This window comes from Olsenella sp. CU969 (genome assembly GCF_905219715.1).
Taxonomy (GTDB): Bacteria; Actinomycetota; Coriobacteriia; order Coriobacteriales; family Atopobiaceae; genus Granulimonas; species Granulimonas faecalis.
Map to the genome: position 1 here is coordinate 1 of NZ_CAJMXC010000027.1, position 19,618 is coordinate 19,618.

At 65.5% G+C, this 19,618-nt stretch carries 11 protein-coding genes and 1 pseudogene; 2 read left to right on the forward strand and 10 right to left on the reverse strand.

Annotated elements, in window-relative coordinates:
• Positions 1-49: 49 nt before the first annotated feature.
• A complete protein-coding gene (locus JX283_RS04410) occupies positions 50-1,150 on the forward strand; it encodes a glycoside hydrolase family 5 protein (RefSeq protein WP_204829509.1) in 1,101 nt (366 codons plus the stop codon).
• 1,690 nt (positions 1,151-2,840) lie between these two features.
• Here JX283_RS04410 and JX283_RS08440 read toward each other — a convergent pair.
• The 9 genes and pseudogenes from JX283_RS08440 to JX283_RS04455 form a co-directional block, all read right to left on the reverse strand.
• Positions 2,841-3,293 (reverse strand): annotated as a pseudogene (locus JX283_RS08440) (DUF4143 domain-containing protein).
• 364 nt (positions 3,294-3,657) lie between these two features.
• Positions 3,658-5,916, reverse strand: a complete 2,259-nt coding sequence (brxL, locus tag JX283_RS04420) for a protease Lon-related BREX system protein BrxL (RefSeq protein ID WP_239652465.1) — start codon at positions 5,914-5,916, stop codon at positions 3,658-3,660.
• Between the two features lie 42 nt (positions 5,917-5,958).
• Complete coding sequence (gene pglZ / locus JX283_RS04425; RefSeq protein WP_204829510.1) at positions 5,959-8,544, reverse strand: BREX-1 system phosphatase PglZ type A; 2,586 nt, start codon at positions 8,542-8,544, stop codon at positions 5,959-5,961.
• A gap of 31 nt (positions 8,545-8,575) precedes the next feature.
• Positions 8,576-9,589 (reverse strand): hypothetical protein, encoded by a 1,014-nt coding sequence (locus JX283_RS04430; protein ID WP_204829511.1) that lies wholly within the window; start codon positions 9,587-9,589, stop codon positions 8,576-8,578.
• Between the two features lie 467 nt (positions 9,590-10,056).
• Positions 10,057-12,651, reverse strand: a complete 2,595-nt coding sequence (pglX, locus tag JX283_RS04435; RefSeq protein ID WP_204829512.1) for a BREX-1 system adenine-specific DNA-methyltransferase PglX — start codon at positions 12,649-12,651, stop codon at positions 10,057-10,059.
• Positions 12,652-12,670: 19 nt separating this feature from the next.
• A complete protein-coding gene (gene brxC / locus JX283_RS04440; protein WP_204829513.1) occupies positions 12,671-16,252 on the reverse strand; it encodes a BREX system P-loop protein BrxC in 3,582 nt (1,193 codons plus the stop codon).
• A 12-nt stretch (positions 16,253-16,264) separates the two neighbouring features.
• Positions 16,265-16,840 carry a DUF1788 domain-containing protein gene (locus tag JX283_RS04445; protein WP_204829514.1) on the reverse strand — a complete coding sequence of 192 codons (576 nt, stop codon included), beginning with the start codon at positions 16,838-16,840 and terminating at the stop codon, positions 16,265-16,267.
• Between the two features lie 12 nt (positions 16,841-16,852).
• On the reverse strand, positions 16,853-17,506 hold the full coding sequence (locus tag JX283_RS04450) for a DUF1819 family protein (protein WP_370583409.1): 654 nt from the start codon (positions 17,504-17,506) through the stop codon (positions 16,853-16,855).
• A 173-nt stretch (positions 17,507-17,679) separates the two neighbouring features.
• On the reverse strand, positions 17,680-17,877 hold the full coding sequence (locus tag JX283_RS04455; protein WP_204407323.1) for a hypothetical protein: 198 nt from the start codon (positions 17,875-17,877) through the stop codon (positions 17,680-17,682).
• A gap of 218 nt (positions 17,878-18,095) precedes the next feature.
• Here JX283_RS04455 and JX283_RS04460 point away from each other — a divergent pair, with 218 nt between their 5' ends.
• Positions 18,096-19,205, forward strand: a complete 1,110-nt coding sequence (locus JX283_RS04460) for an AAA family ATPase (protein ID WP_204829516.1) — start codon at positions 18,096-18,098, stop codon at positions 19,203-19,205.
• A gap of 47 nt (positions 19,206-19,252) precedes the next feature.
• On the opposite strand, the gene JX283_RS04465 is transcribed toward JX283_RS04460, so the two are convergent.
• Positions 19,253-19,618, reverse strand: a 366-nt coding sequence (locus JX283_RS04465) for a glycerate kinase (protein WP_204829517.1), incomplete at its 5' end; no start/stop codon positions are given.

Here is a 19,618-nt window from a genome sequence, read left to right on the forward strand (position 1 = left end):
GCACAAGGCACCTGTAACCTTTGTGCAGAACCCTGCAGAGAGGAGCGCCATGACCGTCAGGATCCCGTTGCGCGCAGTTGCCGTGGCCCTTGGGATGTGCCTCTGCCTGGGGCTGGCGGCCTGCCCCGCCCCGTCGGAGCCGCCCGTCAGCCAGGACCCCGCCGAGGATGCCCCTGCCGCCGCGCCCACGGAAGACGAGGGCGCCCACGCGCAGGGAGACCGGGAGGCCCGGGACGCGGCGCCCTCCGTCACCGGGGAGCTCCGCGTGGAGGGGAGCCGCCTTGTGGGCGAGGACGGCCGGCCGGTGCAGCTGCGGGGCGTGAGCACCCACGGCCTGGCCTGGTACCCCGACTATGTGAACGAGACCCTTTTCAAGGAGCTCCGCAGCGACTGGGGCGCCAGCGTGGTGCGCCTGGCGATGTACACCGAGGAGAGCGGCGGCTACTGCACCGACGGCGACCGGGGGCGGCTGGAGGACCTCGTGGCGGCGGGCGTGGAGGCGGCCGCCGAGGCGGACCTCTACGCCATCGTGGACTGGCACGTGCTCGCCGAGGGCGACCCCAACGCCCACCTGGACGAGGCCAAGGACTTCTTTGGGAGGATGGCCGAGCGGCTGGGGGACCGCCCCAACGTGATCTACGAGATCTGCAACGAGCCCAACGGCGACACATCGTGGGACGACGTGAGGCGCTACGCCAACGAGGTGATCCCGGTCATACGCGAGCACGCGCCCGGCGTGGTGGTGATCGTGGGCACGCCCACGTGGTCCCAGGAGGTGGACAAGGCCGCCGCCGAGCCCCTGGCCTTTGACAACGTGATGTACGCGCTGCACTTCTACGCCGCCACCCACCAGCAGGACCTGCGCGACCGGCTGCAGGGGGCCGTAGAGGCGGGGCTGCCGGTGTTTGTGAGCGAGTTCGGCGTGTGCGACGCCAGCGGGTCGGGGGCGGTGGANCTGGCGTCGGCCGACGCGTGGGTGGACCTCATGGACTCCCTCGACGTGAGCTTCGTGTGCTGGAACCTGTCGAACAAGGACGAGTCGTCGGCGCTGTTCAAGGCGGGATGTGCCAAGACCAGCGGCTTTGAGAGGGAGGACCTCTCCGCGGAGGGCCAGTGGCTCTGGGAGGTGCTCCACGGGGAGCGGGAGTGAGGGATGGCGCAGCACCCATCTACCCCCGCCCCATCCCAAAGACGCTCATACGCCGGCCAGAGCGAGCAGGGCCGGGAAAATCGCGGTTGCGACCCTCCCGGCCCTGCTCGCACGACAAAACCCATTTAGTGCTTTAAGATTCTGCTGGCTGCGCCCGCCACCTTGGCGGCTCCCCCGGCAATCTGCGGGCCGTACTTCTGAGCCACGATGGCTCCCCCGGTAACCACCGTGCCGACACCGCCCACGATGGCACCGCCGCCCTTCTTCACCTTCTGGATAAGATCTTCATGTTCCGCCTGACAAACACGGCACAGCNACTNAGACGGGTCGTCGNNATGCAAGCGCCTAAANCAACGGCGGCACACCCACAAGAGCTCGCTGCCGCACTTCACGCAGTAGCGGTCGTCGGCCTTGTAGAGCCGCTTCTTCTTGTTGCACTCGCACGCCTCGTTCGGGCATCCCTTGNCACGCTTGTCCTTACTCGCCATCCTCGTCATCCCCCTCCTCGAGAAGCNCCATGANGCAGTCGGCCGGGAGGGCCCTGCCACCCACGGATTGGATGTCAGACAGGGCCTTGGCCCTGGTCTCCCNGACACCACCCACGAGTTTGGTGTCCTTGATGTCGTAGTCGGCTATGAGCGCCTGGTTGGGCACGACCGCTCCCTCGATGAACCGTCCGTAGGAGCGCACGGCCTCGAGCATGGCCCCCGTCTCCCCCACTTGGAAATACGCCGCCACCATGAGCGCTGTGGCCTGGTGGATTCCGGAGAAGTCGCGGTGGAGAAGGTCCATGGTCTCACCGATCTTTTGAACCCTGGTCTTGCCGCCCTTGCCGTCAAACCCGGCCTCAAGGGCCCGCACATGGGTCTGGAAGTCCTTCTCCATCTGGGCCTTGCCGTCACTCAACGACTTGACGGCCTGGGCCATGAGCAGACGTTTGAAGCCATGGTCGGTGGCGGCGACGGCCTGGAGCATGAGCGACTCACCGGACTCACACAGAGCTTCGCGGTCGGTGCGCTGACCCTCGNCCACCAGNGACACCTCCNCNCCGATATCGTTGAGGGTNCGGGCGATGCTTTCCAACTGCTCCTTTACCGCAGCCATCTGAGCCGCGACGGCCACCTGCGCGGGATCTACGCCCTCGACGGCCTCCTCCTTGATGGGGAANTTCTTGCCGTACTNGCCGTTCACGCGAAGCTGCGCGTAGGGTCTTCCCTGCTTATCGCGGTCGAACTTGANATCGCCGTTCTTGANCGCGCGGCGNATCTTCTCGGGCATGTCCACTACGTAGCGCACGTCGTCACCGCCATCGGCCAGAAGCACGGGCTGGATGACGTCGACCACACGGGACAGGACCCGGTTGGCCTGGGCGCCGGCCTTGTCGAGCAGGCTCCCAAGATCGAGCGGACCACCCTGGGCGGGGTCGAGGCGGTCGGGACCGTAGCTTTGAATCTCTCCCATGGTTCTCCCTTGACTCCTGTTTTTATAATTTTAGCTGAAAGATAACCATAGAAGATGTCTTGACCCCCTTGGACGTCGCCCTCCTCATGGCGCACACGAAAGGTCAAGACAAAAGAGGCCCACACCGAGGCGCTCGACACAGGCCCCCCCTTTCCTCAAACATCCCGCGGTGGCCCAGACCGGCGAAGTTCTACCGGGCGCCCGAGTCACCCAACCAGCACCCCNGCGGCTAGGCGCCCAACGTCGCCACCGGGATCACGTACACACCGTCGTCGCGGCGNCANGNCNCTGNGNCCCGGCCCACAACCACCGCCATGAACGCCGGCTCCAGGTTCCGGGCCGCGCCGTTGGCCAACACTTTCTTGCGCAGGCGGAGGAGGTTGCGGGCACCGTCGTCGGCCTTAAGGTCGCTCAGCTTCACCTCGACGGCACCCCAGGCGCCGGCGCCCTCCACGATGAAGTCGACCTCCAGGCCCTTCTCGTCCCGATAGTAGGAGAGTCGGTTCCCCAGCCCGCGATAGGTGGACAGGAAGACCAGGAGGTCTCGCGCCACCAAGTTCTCAAAGAGCAGGCCGAGCGTCTGCACGTCCCTCAGAAGCGCNTGGGGCGTGACCCTGCGGGACGAGGAAACCGCTTGCCGCCCGGTCGTTGCCTGCCATGATGNTCGCCCCTTATCCCACACNCTCTTACCGACAAAACGCTGGTCAGAAATGCAGGTTACAAAACACGCCCTTCTCGCACAGCAAAATACGCCGTTTTGAGACTGCAAATTACGCCGTTTGCGCCCGTGGCGCCACGGGGACGGGCGGCCGACGGGAAACAAGGCTCCTTGCGCCTACCCGATCTCCTCCTCGACCTGCCTCAGGCGCCGCCAGAGATCCGCCAGCTGCCCCTAGTCCATGAGGGAGTCGGCAATGGCCCGTGCAGCCTCGGTCAGGCCGCCGGCATCCGCGCGCGCCTCCTCGTCCGCGCCCCCTCCAGTTCGCGTTNTGGGACAAAAGTGCCCGACCATTGGGACAAAAGTGTCCGGGTGGTGGGACGGTGGTTCAGAGGTNGAGGGCCAGTCGGGCCGCTGCCAGCATGTCCCCGTCCGGGTAGAACGANGGCGAGATGCCGTTGAGCAGGTCCGCCGGCACCGTCTGCAGAGCGGCGATGGACGAGTTGGGCAGCAGGATCCTCTTGGCACCGGCGTTCTTGGCCACCCGGAAGATGTCCTCCAGGTCGCGCAGCTCGTCCATGGTGCCCGAGAGGCGCACGACGCCCGGCACCACGGTCTGGGCCGTCACAGGTCTGCCGGCGGCCGCGGAGCACAGCCCCACGAACTCGGCCAGGGAGCACTCGCTGGAGAGGCCCTTGCCCTGGACGTCGTTGAAGAACAGCAGGTAGTCGTAGGCGGCGATGTCCATACCCGGGACGAGCCGGNTGCCGCAGTTGTTGAAGTTGTCAAACGCCGCCTGCAGGGACTCCCGGACGTCCTTGCTGTAGCCCACGCCTTCCACCCTGAAGTCGAACCCACCCTGCACGGCTTTGTTCTCCAGCTTGTAGNCGGCCTGCTCGCCGCTGGCGNTGGCACCNACGGAGAAGACATGGCCCGGCGGAAGGGTACCCTCGGGCACCAGTGACCCCTCGGCCTGCTCGGGCACGGCGACGATCGTGGAAAGGCCCGTCTCGTTGNCGCGGTACCCCAGCCCCACGTCGATGAACTCGATGCCGGCCATGGTCTTGAGCTGCTCCTTCACGCGACGTCTCCCCTCGATGGCGTAGTCGAGCAGCTCCCGCACGTCGTCCTTGGTCATCTCGCCGTCGGGGTGCACCAGCTTGGCAAGGCCCGAGAAGGTCTTGCGCACGGCCACCTCGTCGCGCTGGTTGAAGCAGTCGTTGAGGGTGAAGAAGCGGTCGATGTGGTGGGTGAAGTCCTTGCCCCGCATGGCGTGGAAGAACTCGGCCAGGCAGTCGGTGATGAGGCCGAAGCGCCGCGTGAGCAGCGACGAGCGCATCTTGGGGATCTCCCAGCCGGGCAGGTAGCAGTGGATGCGGTCGAAGAAGGCGCTGTCGTTGTTGAACTCGGGCGGGAACGGCTCAAAGAGGTGGGTGGTCTTGAGGATGTTGGCCACGGTGTCGTTGATGTTGCCCTCAAAGACCAGCGAGGCGTCGGCGTTGACCTCGCTCCGGCCGCGCACGTAGGAGCCCGACGCCATGTAGTCCTTGAGCGTCTGGATGAGGTTGACGTCCTTGAAGCGCATGCCGGCCACCTCGTCGAAGGTGCAGCAGTCCCACAGGCTCAGCAGGCCGTAGGCCTGGTTGGAGTAGACGCTGGGGTTGATGCGGCCAAAGAGGTTGGCCGTGGTGGTCTGCCCGCCCGAGATAAGCACCGCGTAGGGAGAGACCTCCTTGTACAGGTGCGACTTGCCGGTGCCGCGGGGCCCCAGCTCCACCAGGTTGTAGTTGCGCTCGATGAGGGGCACCATGCGCTCGAGGAAGTGCATGCGCTCTCGGTCCGTGAGCTCGGAGGGCTCGTAGCCGCCGGAGCGCAGCAGCATCTCCTTCCACTCCTCGGTGGTGAAGCGCCGGCGTTGGGCGACGATGTCGTCGAGGTCGAGGNTGGGCATCTGGATGGGCGTGAGGCTCGCCAGGNAGAAAGGCGAGTTGCGCGGGTCGTTGGCCTTGCGCCTGCCCTTCTTCTTGGACTTGGCCGGGGCGTCGCCCCAGACGCCGTCCTCGTCCTCCTCGGACATGGGCGCGTAGATTATGCGGGAGATGCACCAGATGCCGCCCAGTAGCAGCTTGTTATAGCGGTCCGGGTACTCCGAGGGCACGGAGAACGGCCGGATACCCAGGTNGGAGAACTTGCCGATGTAGACGTCCTCGTACTCGTCGTAGGTGATCCCGAGCTTGTCGATGACGGTGTACTGGCCGTGCTCGCGGATCTTCGACTTGATGAGCTCGGACTCGTCGGGGCGCACGTAGTTCTCGTCGAGGATCTTGCGGATGCGCCCGATGCCCTCTTCCAGGGCGTCGGGGTCCTCCGTGGTGCAGTACATGCCCAAGAGGTACTCGAGCACGTAGACGGGGATGTTGGTGCCGCGGCNCATCATGGCCGTGAGGTCCTTGCGCACCACCTTGCCTGGGAAGCACTCCACCACCTTGCGGTCGAGCTCGTCGAGCACGTAGGAGCGCACGACCTCCTCGTCGTCGGCGGGCTCGTCGTCCAGGGGCTCGGGGGGCGCGACGTCCCAGGGGCCGGAGAAGCCCTCCCCGTCGTCGAGGTCGCTGTCGTCGAACACGTCGTCCCACTCGTCTGCCACTGTTATCACCACTCCCAGGTAGGGTCGTCGTCTTTCTCGGGTCTAGAAACCAAAGTCCACGCCGGCGCCAAATGTGCGCACCTTGAGGTCGGGCTGCAGCACCAGGACGTCGCCCCGGGCCTCTCTGGCCACGATGCTGCAGCCGTCCGCCTCGTTGGGGGCGCCGGGCCTCAGGGTGAGGCGCGCGGTGAAGGTGCGGTCGCAGGGCTCGGCGGACTCGCGGTCGGCCACCACGATGCAGACGTCGGTGATGGGCGTGTGGNAGGCATCGGCCACGTACACCTNGTAGGTGGCGGGGCGTACCTTGGGGCCCACGGCCTCCGTCTGCCGGAGCTTCAGGTTGACGATGGTGTTGCTCATGACGGAGAGGGGGCTCACCAGCTCCAGCGCGGCGGCCGTGGGCTCCTGGGCGCCCTTGGAGCCCCGGCGCCTGGCCGTGACCGTCAGCCTGGGCACGCAGACCTCCTGCAGGGACAGGCCGCCATGGACAAAGTTGCCGCCGGCGCCGGGCTGGGCAAAGCGCACGCAGCCGTGGGGCGTGAGACCCACGAGGCGGCCGCCGGACAGGTGGTCCAGGCTCACATGCTGCAGCTGGGGAGCCTCCACGGGCTTCTCGGCCACCACGTAGCGCCGCCCCGACCCCACGACGGAGCCCTCCACCACGTCAGAGACCGGGACGGAGTCCGCGGAGTCCAGGGGGNCGCGGGTGTAGAGGAAGCCGTGGTCGGCCGTCACGGTGATCCTGGCGGAGGGGTAGTCGGCGCCCAACCGCTTCACGAGGGCAAAGAGCTCGTCCACCGCGCGGTCGCAGGCCTGGAAGGCGTCGTTCTCNNTNGGGGCGCGATNCCCCGTGGCGTCGATGGCGTTGTGGTAGACGTACACCACCTTGGCGTCGCCGACGAGCCCCTTGCGCTCGTCTCGGCCACGGGACATGTAGTCCTCGTAGCCCACGCACAGGCCCGAGGGGCAGCTCCCGCGCAGGACGTTCTGGCGCAGCCCGCGGTCCCTGGCCTGGACACCGTCCACCAGCACCTTGAAGCCGTCCTCGCCGTCCTCCGCAAAGACAAAGGTCGTATGGGGCAGCAGGGCGGCCATGTTCACGGAGGTGACCGTGGGAAACTGAGCCTGCATGGCGCCCATGTCCACCTCCCAGACGGTCTCCCGGCCCACGCGGTCGGCGAGCTCCTGGGCCACCTCGTAGCGCAGGGCGTCGGAGACGACCACGCACCGGCGCCTGTCGTCCGCGCCGTCGGGGAGGAAGAAGTGGNAGGAGCGGTCGATGCCGTCCACGTAGCCGCGACTCTCAAAGTCCTTGCCGGCCGCCGCCATCCAGCGCCTGTCCAGCGGGACGAGAAACTCCTCCTTGTAGCGGGCCTCCATGAGNCGGACGGCGTCCCGGCAGAGGTCGTCCACCGCGTCCACGTAGTCGAGGGAGGTCCTGGCCGCGTGGCCGATCAGGCGCCGGTAGAGGCCGTCCATCTTCCAGAGGGTCTCGGTGTAGCGCTTCCACACCGCCTTGGCGTCCGCCGCCTCCGCAAAGCCGGGGTTGTCGCGCCACCACGCGAGCATGGCCGCGATGGCCGCCAGCACAGAGTAGTAGCCCTCAAACCGCCCGTACCACGCCGTGCCCTGGCGGACCTGCACCAGGTGCTCGATGGCGCGGAAGTCGTCGGTGCCCGCCAACNCCAAAAAGAAGACGCGGTTGAGAAGCACCTCGTCCACCACGGGCAGCACGTCCACGTTGAGGAGGACGTCGTAGGGCAGGCCCTCCAAAAAGCCGCGGACACCGGGGTCTGAAAAGCGGTCCACGAGGTCGTCCAGCACGTCGACGTCTTTGCCGGAGGCCACCCACTGGCGGAAGACGTCCATGGCCATGGCCGCCTGCTCCGGGGTGACCACCGCCGCCATCTCGGCGGAGGCGTCGGCGCCCAGGGCTGCCGCAAGGGCGCCGGTGAGCAGGCGCTTACCCAGGGCGNCCGTGNNGGNGAGGTCCCNGGTNTNGCCNGTCCACTCCCCCACCATGCGCTGGAGCGCGCCGTCCATGGCGTGGCGCTTGNGCTTCTTGAGGGCTTTCTCCAGACGGTCCCCATCGGCCACGAGGAGCGCACGCACGATGGACGAGGCCTCGGGCTCAGCGCCCGACCCCAGAAGCGCCGCCACGAGGGCGGCCTCCAACTCCTGGGCTGAGCCGTATGAGCCGGCNACCTCCTTGAGACGCTTGGCCGTGTTCTTGGCGGCGAGGGCCTTGCCATGCGCGCGCACGAAGTCCCTGAGCTCGCGGGTGGCCGCGGCGTTGAGGTCCTGGAGGATCATGGACACGGCATCGGCCGAGAAGGGGGTGGCCCGAGCCTCGACATCGGCGAGCCAGTCTCCCTCCAGGTTGTGCTCGCGGGGACGCCAGACCAGGACGTCCTGTTCTGACAGCTCGTCGTTGAGGCGGCGCTTGAGCTCAAAGAGGTGGTCGCGCTCCTCCCGGATCACCGTGACACCGAGCAGTTCCACCTGGTCGAGGACATCCTCGAAGTTGCGGTCGGGGTCGTGCCAGACCACGACCGTGGGGGCCGTGCCCTCCGTGTGGCGGCCCTCGAACAGCTCCACGAGCCTGTCCCGTATCTCTGCGATCTCCACTGGTTCCCTCTGTTTCTAACCGCGGCAGCCGTTACTTGATGGGCGTGAGCAGGTTCACCTTCTTGGGCATGCCCTCGCCCCGGGCGGCTTCCTGCAGCTTGGCGTAGTTCACCTTCACGCCGTCGTCCAGGTCAAGCTCCACCATCTGGTCCGCCGCGTGGTGCAGGGCCTCCTCCCAGACGGCGAGCTCTGCGGCCTGGGCCTCCACCTTCTTGCGCTCCTTGTTGATGCGGGCCTTCTCCTTGGGCGTGGCGGAGGAGAGCTCGGAGTCAAGCGCATCCAGCCGCGCGCGGAAGCGCTGCTGCTGTGGGTGCACGTACTCGGTGCGCACGCGGGCCAGAAGGTCCGGGCGGTAACGGTGCAGGTAGAAGAGGGCCTTGAAGCCGTTCTTCTTGCCGGAGTCCAGCTGCCAGTAGATGGGCCGCTTCTTGTAGGTGGAGAGGTGGTCCTTGTAGAACTCCTTGATGAGGTACTCGCGGATGACGTCGCGCGGGGTGGCCCTGGCGTCCGGCTTGAGGGCNTTCGCAATGAAGGCGAGNTTCTCCTCCAGGGAGTCCTTGCCGTAGACGGTCTCCACCCAGCGAAAGAGCTGGGAGGCGAGGTCGTCCTCAAAGTAGACGTCGTCGGTGATGGGGAGCACGTTGGTGGCGTCGGGCNTCCACGTGGGCTCGGCCACGCCGTCCTCTGCCAACTTGGCCAGGTAGTCCTCCACGGTGGAGCCGGCATCCGCCAGGATGAGGCCGTCCTTGTCCAGGGACCAGCGGCCGAACATGCAACCCACGGCGTAGGAGATGAGGGAGATAATCTCATCCCGCTTGGTGCGCACGTACTTGTTGCCCTTGAAGGACTCCGGAATCTCATCCTCGGTGTCGAAGATCCGCGCCACGGAGACGTACTTGTCCTCCACCTCGATGGGGACCTCGCCCTCCATATGATAGATTTTGGCGAAGATGCGGTTGAGCTCNTCCTCATTGGCTTTGAGGCGGTCGAAGCGGTCGTTGACCCCGGCCTTGAGGGCGNNGTATTTGTCAGNGACAAGGGACATTAGAACGCCTCCCTACTTGACAAGATATTTCTCTATAAGAGTTATTGCTATAAGGAGAGATTTTTCTCTAATTGTCTTAGCGAACGAACCGGGGAGAGGCTTCGCCATGGCCAAGTCTCTCCCTTTATTTGTGACAACCACGCTTTCAAAAAGCACAGGGAGCGAAGAACACTCGCCGATACCAGCAAGATAGCCTCGCCATTCCAGCTGCCTCATCGCGGAGAAGATACTCTCGCGTTGACTCGGTTGTAGCCCGCTCAAATCGATTAGGTTGTTGTTCTTATATTCATACACAGATTGAATCAAGCTCTGTATCACCCGTTTTGGAATGGGGGCTAATTCGTCATCCGGGATAACGANNGCTCCATTCAAATCACGACTAAATCGAATCCTCGAATCTTTTACTGCATTCTTGACTGTCCTCTCTTTTAATNNCCACTTCCTTGCATCAGCTTCAGTGTTCATGGCTACACCATTGGATTCCGCCGAAAGTCCCAGGATGTCTCTTGGGAGTCCCAGTCTTCCTTTGACTCATNCCGGAGCTCTCNGACAAGCGATGCGNCNCTTGGTCGATTATCCTCGTCCACAATTACGGGATAACTTGCCACTTGGCCCACCTCGAAGGTGAGTGTCGGAGATAGAATCGACGAAATAGATAAAATTGATGAACTATTCAAGGCCGCCTGTAAATAGTCCAGATCAGACTCTTTGGAAAAAATGCTTGGCCCGACACCGTCATAAANATGCACGGCAGGTTTGTAGCGAAAAGCAATAGACCCGACCGAAATATTAGACCAAGTAATTGAAGGAGCGAAATAAGTATCGGTATTTTGCGGTCTAGAAAGAAGCTTACCACGGGCGTCCGTAAATCCACGTATTCGCCTGCCGTCAGCCTCCCAGTCAACGACATAGTCGTTGTTGCCATACCACTTCCTAAAGTCGCCTCCTTTGTTATACGGAAACCACCGTGCTCCCGAGGAAACCGACTCTTGGATTGACGAGCAGTTATAGTCCGACTGATTGACTGAGACCTCNCACCACATGCGAAGGAACAAGTCATTCTTTCCCGTTTTAAGTCCCTGTCGCGGCCGGCNGACCGTAGATAGAGCTTCACCGTCTTCGAACACACCGAGGATCGCGTCGCTCGCCCAATAGGCGATGGGGCTGCCGGGGATTTCGTGGAAGCGGGAGGCGTCGGCGCGGTNGAGCCAGCCGCAGTCGGGGTTCTGAATGGCCTCGAGCGTCTTTGGCTCCTGCAGCGAATGATGGTCAAAGTCGTTCAACCTGATGTAACCACCCTTCGCTCCGGTATAGCCTTCGCTAATCACGAACGCCATGACCTGGGCGGCGATACCCTTGAAGCCGTGAACGGAAAGCTGCACAAGGGTTTCTATGTCAAATCCATCGATGATGCGATTCCTGANCTTCTCAAAAGAGGACAGGAACATCCATGAATTTGAGGTAGCCAGAGCCGCGTAACCCTTGGGCACTAGCATGCCCATGGTCCGCTCAATGAAGCAGGTGCACAGATCGCTCTTCACGTCCGGGCAATTCCGCTTGATCCACTCGGACATCCACGAGTTGAACTTGAAGCTCCCCATGTACGGCGGGTTGGTCACCACCACGTCGAAGGCCTGGGAGAGGACGTCGGCGTAGGTCAGGGCCCGCCCCACGTGCACCTTGGCGCCCCGCTCAAAGATGTCGTCGTCGGNGAGCTGGGCGGCCGTGGTGCGCAGGGNCGCCACGTCACCCTCCGTGGGACGCCAGAGGCTCCCCACCTCCCCCAGGTGGGCCAGCACGTCGCGCAGGTCGGGGCCCTCCTCCAGGGCCGTCATCTCCAGGGGGCCGTCCTCAAAGCGCACGTCCCCAAAGACCGTGATCTTGGGCTCCACTCCGCGGGAGAGCATCCGGCGATCCTGCTCGCGGCCCAGCATGAGCAGGCGGAAGGCCGCAATCTGGGCCGCCCTGGGATCGACCTCAAACCCCTGTAGGTTCTTCTCGAGGATGAGGGCGGGCACGNCGCGGGGGCGGTAGCCCTCCTCCTCGTACATGGCGCACAAGAGCTCAAAGGCGTAACCAAGCATGTGGCCGGAACCTGCCGCCGGGTCGCACAGGGTGATNGACTCGGCAGAGACCGGCCCGGCGGGAGAACCGCCCCCCTCCCCTTCCTCGGGNGCCACATAGTAGGNCATCNTCTCCTTGAGGCGCGAGCCTGGGCGGGACTCCAGCCACAGGCGTCCCAGGGAGTTCTCCACCAGGTAGCGCACGATCCAGCGCGGGGTGAAGAGCTGTGTGGCCGCGGGCAGGTCCTCCTCGGTGGCCTTGCGTTTGGAGTCAAAGAATTCCTGCTTGGCCTCGGCGTTGTAGAACTGGTAGNGCCAGCCGAGGACCTCCGTGGGGTCGGCGTCCCCGTCCTCGTCCTTGGGCCGCCAGACGCTCTGGAGGGGCTCCCCCTCCCCGTCCACGGGGTGCTCCGGGAGGTCCCGCACCGCGAGGTACACGGCGTTGCCGTCGTTCCGGGACAGCAGGTTGCCGGGCAGGGTGAGCGACTCCACCGCCCCCACCTCGCCAAACACCTGCGGCATCATGGCGGCCAGCTCGTTCACCTGGGCCAGCAGGAAGCAGCGGAAGAGCGCCTCGTCGTCGCCGGAGGCAACGAGGGCGGCCACCTCCCCCGCATCGAGCCCCTCCATCTCCACCTCGAAGGGCCGGGCGAGGACCTCGGGCTCAAAGGCGCCCTCCGCGTTTGAGAGCATGCGCATGCGGCACGGCAAGAAGCCGTGCACCTCCATGTACCGGATGGCCAGCAGGCGGTTGAACCACGTGTAAGCCATGCGCGAGGAGAAGGCGGCGAGGCCCTCCTCATCGATTACGGCCAGGAGCACGTCGCGCCAGGCCCGCTCCTGGCTGGACAGCACCCGGCCGCGCACGACGTCGCTGCCGGCGGGGGACTCCCGCCGGCCGTCGTCATCCAGCGCCAGGGCGTAGAGCCGCTGGGCCACGCCCTCCTCCAGGGCGTGGCGGGCGGCAAGGGCAAACTTCTCGAGGGACGAGGTATCCACAGCATTGCCTCCAGGCGGACTAGGAGAGACGGATGGGGCCGTTCGCGTCGGCCAGCCTCTGCATCAGACGATTGCGAACCTTATTGATGTAGGAATCGATATCCTCCACAGACTCCAGCAGGGCCGGCTGAAAGGCCTCCGCCCTTGGGACCNCCTTTGCCTTGGGCTTGGGAGGGGCCGCGGGCGCGGGCGCCCGCTTTGCCGTCTCGGACGGGTTCTCCTTGTTGATGCGGCCCGTAGGCGCCTTGGGGGTGTTGATGCGCCCGTACTCGCGGTCCACATCGGCCATGAGGTGGTTCTGGGCGTTGGTCACACGCGTCTTCAAGGCATCCAGCGCCACGAGTGAGCTGCTCCCCCGCACCTGGCCCTCAAACGACGTGCGCTGCTGAGCGATGTCGGACAGCCTCGCGCCCTTCTCGTGGGCGTAGTCCTCGACGTCCGAGAAGATGCCGGCCACAAACCGATCGAGCTCCTCGCGCTTCTGTGCGACCGCCTCCTCATGGGCGCGCTCGACCATCTGCATGGGGTCGGCAAGGTCCTTGATGCGTCCGTAGGGGTTACGGCTTCCCAGGACNTCGTCCTGGGTCTTGTAGGCCCCGGCAACTGAGGGCTCGTACTCCAGGTAGTCGCGCTCGTCGCTGTCGCCGGCGAGCTTGGACGCCCTGTCCCACAGCGGAGCCTGCCCGTTGAAGAACGTCCTCACATCCTCGAGGTCCTCTGCAAGGTCCTCGAGCTCGGTATCGCGCTTNGCGATGGCCTGCAAGAAGTCGCTGGGAGATGTGGCGAGGTCCAGCAGCCCCTTGACGGTGTTCTTGGCGTCGGCCACGGTGCTGTGCCCGGGGTAGCCGGGGTTTCTCCGGTACTCATTGCCAAGCCAACCCTCAAGGGTGCCCAGCAGCCCCTCGAGCTCCTCCTGGGCGCCCTTGTGCAGGGCGTCCTCCTCAAGAGGGAGGGAGAAGCTCGGCCTGCACAGCGTGACGATGACGTCGCGGGAACGGGCGAGGGTGCTCTCGGTCACCCGCTCGCGGACGCCCACCGCGGCTTTGGAGGTGAGCTTGGGCTTGCGGAGGTAGCCCGGCAGCTNGGGGTCNGTGGGTGCCAGCACCGCGCCGGCAACGCGCACCTCCACGTCTTTGGCGGCGATGAGGCGGGCCATGGTGGCGGCCACGTCCACCTCGCGCCAACCGTAGGGCCTGTCCTGGAACGTCTTCTGGACGTCCTCCATGGTGGTCTTGATGTGGTTGCGCTTTCTGCCGGTGAGGTAGTTGCCCATGGCCTGCACGGCCTCGGGGTTTCCTTGGTCGCCGTCCGTGGTGAGGGGGTTGTGCAAGAGCTCTGTGATGCTGGAGTCGTCCTGCGCCGTGCTCTGGATGAGGCCGAGCTTGTCGTAAACGGAAGCCACCAGGCGTCTGAGGGCGTCGTCGATGCGCTTGCTCGCGGCCATGCCCTGGTTCTGGATCTCCTCGCCGTTCACGTAGAGGGCGCCGTTGGCCACCGCCGTGAACATCTCGGACTGCGCCTCTTTCTTGAGGTCCGCAGACTCCTCCTGNCTGGCCTGGACGATCTTCCTCTCGTTGGGGCTGAGGGCTCCGTAGTTCTTCTTGATGTAGGAGTCGATCTGGGCGGCGCGGTACAGCCTGTCCCAATAGGGGGCGTCCTCGGGGAGCACCAGGATGGCCTGGCCGCTGGAGTCGAGGAGCAGCTGCCCGCGGGGCATGGCCTCGGAGATGGGGCTGCGCACCTCAAACAGCAGGCCACCGGGGTTGCCCTGTATACGGATGCCGTCCANGCGCTTCTCCACCGGGAAGGAGTTCACACCCATGGAGACCTTGGTGTCCTCGAAGATCCGGTTGAAGAGGGCGTCGCCGATGGCGTTGACCATGGTGCCGTTGTCGGGCTCCTCGCGCGCTATCTGACGGGCGATCTCCTGCTCGTCGTCGGTGAGGAACCGGTAAGTGTCGCCCATGCGGCCCACGTAGTTCTCCTTGACCAGGCGGTCCAGGGACTCGGCCACGGAGGCACGCAGAGCCATACGGTCCTCGTCAATGGACGACGTCATCATCACCACGAGGTTCTCAAGGTTGGAGGGTACGTCGTCCACGTAGAGCACCAGATACAGGAGCTTGAGCACCTCCACGTCCCTGGGCTCCAGGCCCTCCCCTACCCTGGCGGCCTCATCGGCGCGGTCGATCACNTGNCGGATATGGCTCTCCATGAAGGTGGCCAGGGTGTCGTAGAAGCGCCAGAACGGCACGAGCANGCGCTGGTCCTNGGCCTTGACGGCCTNGGCCGTCTCCTTGAAGCCGCTGATCATGGAGCGCTCACCGCTGGAGAGGTGCTTGCCCGAGCTGCCGTGCTTGCGGATCTCGCTCATGGCCCGCTGGGCGATGCGGAACTGGTAGCTGGGGAACGGGAACGAGCGCGAGAACTCGTCGGCCGAGCGGAATCCCTTGAGGTCGGCCGTGGCGTCCTTGAAGGTGAAGAGGTTTGCCAGAACGGAGGCGTCCTCGGCGTACTCGGCCTCGAGCACCTGCCTGGCGCNGGGCGTCTTCTCCAGGATGCGNCGCTGGATGACCTCGTCCACACCGGAGCTGGAGAGCGAGAGACGGGTGTCAAAGCGCCCCTGGATCTTGGAGAAGTCGTTGCCCGCCACCTTGGTGACCTCGTCGATGGCCTCCTGGCTGGTGACCATCACCCACACGCGGCCGCCGCCCTTGACGCCCAGGGACTCCACGATGGTCTGGAGGCTGAGCATGAGGTCGGTGTTGTCGCCGATGAACTGCCCCACCTCGTCGATCATGAACACCAGGCGGAAGGGACGGCCCAACTCGCGCTCGCGGCGCTCGGCGTAGGCACAGATCTCTGTGGTGAGGGAGTCAACGGAACCCACCTCGTCCGCCGTGCCGCGCACGTTCACGCGGTTGGCAAACCAATCCTCGGCCTCGCCGCGGGTCATGACGCCGGAGTTGGCAAGGGCGTCAACGACGTCCTCCNGGTTGAACTCGTAGTCGGGGCGGGCGTCCACCCAGGGCTCGCCGGCCACCTCCTCGAAAGAAGCGCGGAAAGCCTCTGTCTTGCCCTGCTTCTCGATGTAGNCCTCCAGNCGCGNCAGCGTGGNGTCCTCGCCGTAGAAACCGCGGTGGTCCGCGAAGACGCGGGCGAAGGTGCGGGTGATGGCACCGGCGTCCTTGGCGCCCACCCGCTTGTCCTCGATGTTGAAGAGGATGGTCTCGCCGCAGGTCTTGTCGGCCACGCGCCTCATGCGGGCCTCGACCATGGAGTCTTCCAGCTTGCCTTTGAAGAAGTCGATGGCCGGCGTGCCGTCTACGGAGCGGTTGGACAGCAGGTACGAGAGCATCTTGAGGAAGTGCGACTTACCGGAGCCAAAGAAGCCAGAGATCCAGACGCCGATCTTGTCGTTGGGGCTGTCGATGGCGGCCTCGTACTTGTCGTAGAACGAGGCCAGGAGGCCGGCGACCTCCCGGGTGACCACGTACTCCTCGAGCTCCTNGCGCACCACGGGGGCGGAGTCTTGGTCCACCTTGACCAGGCCCTCGATGTTGCGGTCGATGGACTTTGCGAACATGTCTTTGATCTGCATGGCAAAACCATCCTAGAGCAGCGAGAACGCACGATAGTAATTATCGTCAATAAAACAGTTGAACAGCTTGAGAGACTGCCCGTCGTAGGCGCCGGGGTAGAGCATGACCACAGGCACGTTGGAGATCACGGGCTGCACCGCGCTCAGCACCTGGTGGGCCCGTATGAACGGGTAGACCTGGCCCACGCCGGTTATGANGAGGACGTCCCTGNCGGGTTCGTGGGGCTCACTGCCCATGGCGGCTACGTGGTCCTCGGGACCGTTGCGCTTTTGAATGCGATCGAGCAGGGCCTCGGACCCGCGGCGCTCCTCCAGCTGGGCNTACTTGGACAAGACGTCCCGGGGCTCGGTGCTTATCTGCTCGAAGATGCGCCAGAGGTTGGCCTCGTGCACCGCGGCGCGGAGCTTGCCGGCCTGGGAGTCCGCCACCAGATCGGCCGTCTTGGCCCGCACCTCGTTCTCCCGGGCGGGGTCGTAGGGCAGGATGTAGAGCGCCACTTCGTTGGCAAGGCCGCGGCCAAGGAGAAAGTCCNCGCTGTCCAGGCGCTCGNGCAGGCCGCTGAAGGCGGCGGTGATGTCTGTGGCCATGGTCCGGGGCACCTAGATCACCTCCCCGAAGGCGGGGATGAGGCGACCGTCGTCGTTGAGGCCCATGAGGCGCGAGAGCTCGGGGTCCGCCAGAACGGGGGCCAGGCGCTCCTCCTTGCGGTCGTAGAGACCCGACTCCTCGAGGGACTTGGCGAGCACCTGGCGGATCTTGTTGAGCGTGGCGTCCGACCACGAGGCCACCACGGCGTCCTGGCCGCACAGGCCCTCGAGGAAGGTCACGATGTCACGGCGGGTGAGGGAGGGGTCCAAAGCGCGTCGCTTCTCGGCCACCACGTTGACGAGGAACTCCTCCACCAGCCGGTTATCGCGGGCCATGGCGTAGAGCGCCACTTGATGACGCTGGGAGGCTATGCCGTTGAGGAGGAGGTCGACAAGGGAGGCGCGGAGGGACGGGTCGCCGGAGAGGGCCACGAGGCGGCGCAGGCAGGCGCGGCCTATGGAGCGCAGCTCGCGCTCCGTGGGGTAGCCGAAAGCGTTGGTAGAGACGATGCGCTCGAGAACGGCGGCGGGGTCGGGGTCGTCCTGCAGCATGCGGGCCGCAACGACCAGCTCGCGGAAGAGGTACTGCTCCCTGGTTATGGCTCCGTTGTAGCGGTTAGGCCNGGAGCGCCCCCCCCCGTTCGTCAAAATCACGGTCTCAGACACCGCATCCCCCTCGCAAGGCCTGTTTAGGCANGAATCCATTCTTTAAGGTTGTTTGCCGTTTGAGTATAGACCACGCCGGGGCCCGCGCTATGGGCCATGGTGCGCCGAGCAGAAACAATTCCAACGCTCAAGTAAGGGACCGGTCGCTGGCGGGGGGCGGAGGCCGGCGCCCCTCACTCCCCCACCGCGAACCGCGCCGGGTCCACGCCCAGGCGCTCCGCGATGGAGACAAGCTCCTCGGGGCTCGCGCCGTCCACGTCGGCCACGTCCAGCAGTGCCGCGGGAAAGCCGGAGAACATGGCCGTGCCGCAGTAGTCGAGCAGGTACGCGCGCAGGGCGTCTACGTCTACGAGAACACGGTCCGGCTCCATGGCGACTCCCATCCGTCGGGGTTTGGGGGGATTGTAGCCGTCGCGGGGACATGGTGCTGGTGGGTGCCGTCCCCTACGCGCTGCGCGAGGAGTGGCACGACCGGGACGGCAGCGCCCGCCCATGGCGGCTCCCAGCCCGCGCAGCGACGGCCCGCTTGACGAATAGGAAAAAAAGGAAAAAATAGGAAAAAAAGGAAAACTGCAGGTGAGGAGGATGAATGACCATAGACACGATTTTCGCCCCCTCGTTTGGCAACCGCCCGTCCCAACTGGTGGGTCGGGAACCCCAGATCGGGACGATGCTCGCCGGTCTCGACTCCGCCCCCGGCAGCAGGGAGCGTTCCATCGTCATGCTCGGCCAACGGGGCAGCGGCAAGACCGTCCTCCTCTGGGAGCTCGCCGAACGGGCCCGCGCCCGCGGCTGGANCGTCGCCANCCCCACGATCCCCTCCGAGGGGATGCTCGACAGGATCGTCGAGAAACTGCAGGCAGACGCCGGCAGGTACGTCGAGGGTGACGACCACGCCCGCATCTCGGGCGGCAGCATCGGGGCGCTCGGCTTCTCCGTCGGGGTCCAGTTTTCCAAGGATGCTCCGACCGTGGCCAGCCCCGAGCACCGTCTCACCCAGACCGTGCNAAGGCTGAGCGAGCTCGGCAGGGGCTCCCTCATCCTCATCGACGAGCTTCAGGCCAACTCCCCGGAGGTCCGTCAGCTGGTCTCCGTGTACCAGGAACTGGTCGGCCAGGGCCTCGACGNCGCCATCGTGATGGCGGGGCTCCCCGGCGCCGTCTCCGCGACCCTCAACGACCGCGTCCTCACCTTCCTCAACCGCGCCCGGAAGCTCCCCCTCCCCGCCATCCCCATCGGCGACGTGGAGGCGTTCTACGAGGATGCGTTCCGCGAGCTCGGAATCGCGAGCGCCGGCCCCATGACGCGCCAGGCGGCAGAGGCGTCACAGGGGTCCGCGTACCTCATGCAGCTCCTGGGGCACAACATAGCCATCCGCCTGCAGCCCGGCGGCGAGCTCACACCGGATATCCTTGAGAGCGCGGCTGCCTCCTCGCAGGCAGACTTTGAGAACGACGTCTGCGAGACGACGCTGCGCGCCCTCTCCGACCGCGACGTCGACTTCCTCACGGCCATGGCCCCNGACGAGGGGTCGAGCCGCATCGGCGACGTCGCCGAGCGCCTCGGGGTCACCCCCGACTACGCCCAGAAGTACCGCAGGAGGCTCCTCGACGCCGGCGTGGTGGAGCAGGCCGGACGCGGCAGGCTCACCTTTGCGGTCCCCTATCTACGCGACCACCTTCTGTCAAACGGGCTGTAAGGAGCGCGAGAGCCTGTCAAAACCCGGCCGCTGCCACCAGCCCGCCGTCACGGGAGGTCGATGGTCAGGAGCGAGAAGAGGCGGTCCGCCGCGGAGGCANAGTTCTCCTCAGCATGGGCGAGCACCCGCTCCAGGGGTTCCAACCTCGTAACGCAGGACACCGCGGCGGCGAGGCCGGGGATGTCGCCCGGACGGTAGCCCTCGTCCACCGACCCCGCCACGGCCACGCAGGGCACGCCCGCCCGCCGGGACGCCGCCGCCACGCCCGAGACCACCTTGCCGTGGGCGGTCTGGGCGTCGAGCCGTCCCTCGCCGGTGACCACGAGGTCGGTGCCACGGAGGAGCCCCTCGAAGCCCACGAGGTCGAGCACCGTGTCGATGCCCGGCCTGAGGGTGGCCCCCACCGCCAGGCA

Excerpts from the sequence above, each read along its gene's own strand:
- JX283_RS04455 (WP_204407323.1), bottom strand. The coding sequence starts at position 17,877 with ATGGAGCCGGACCGTGTTCTCGTAGACGTAGACGCCCTGCGCGCGTAC.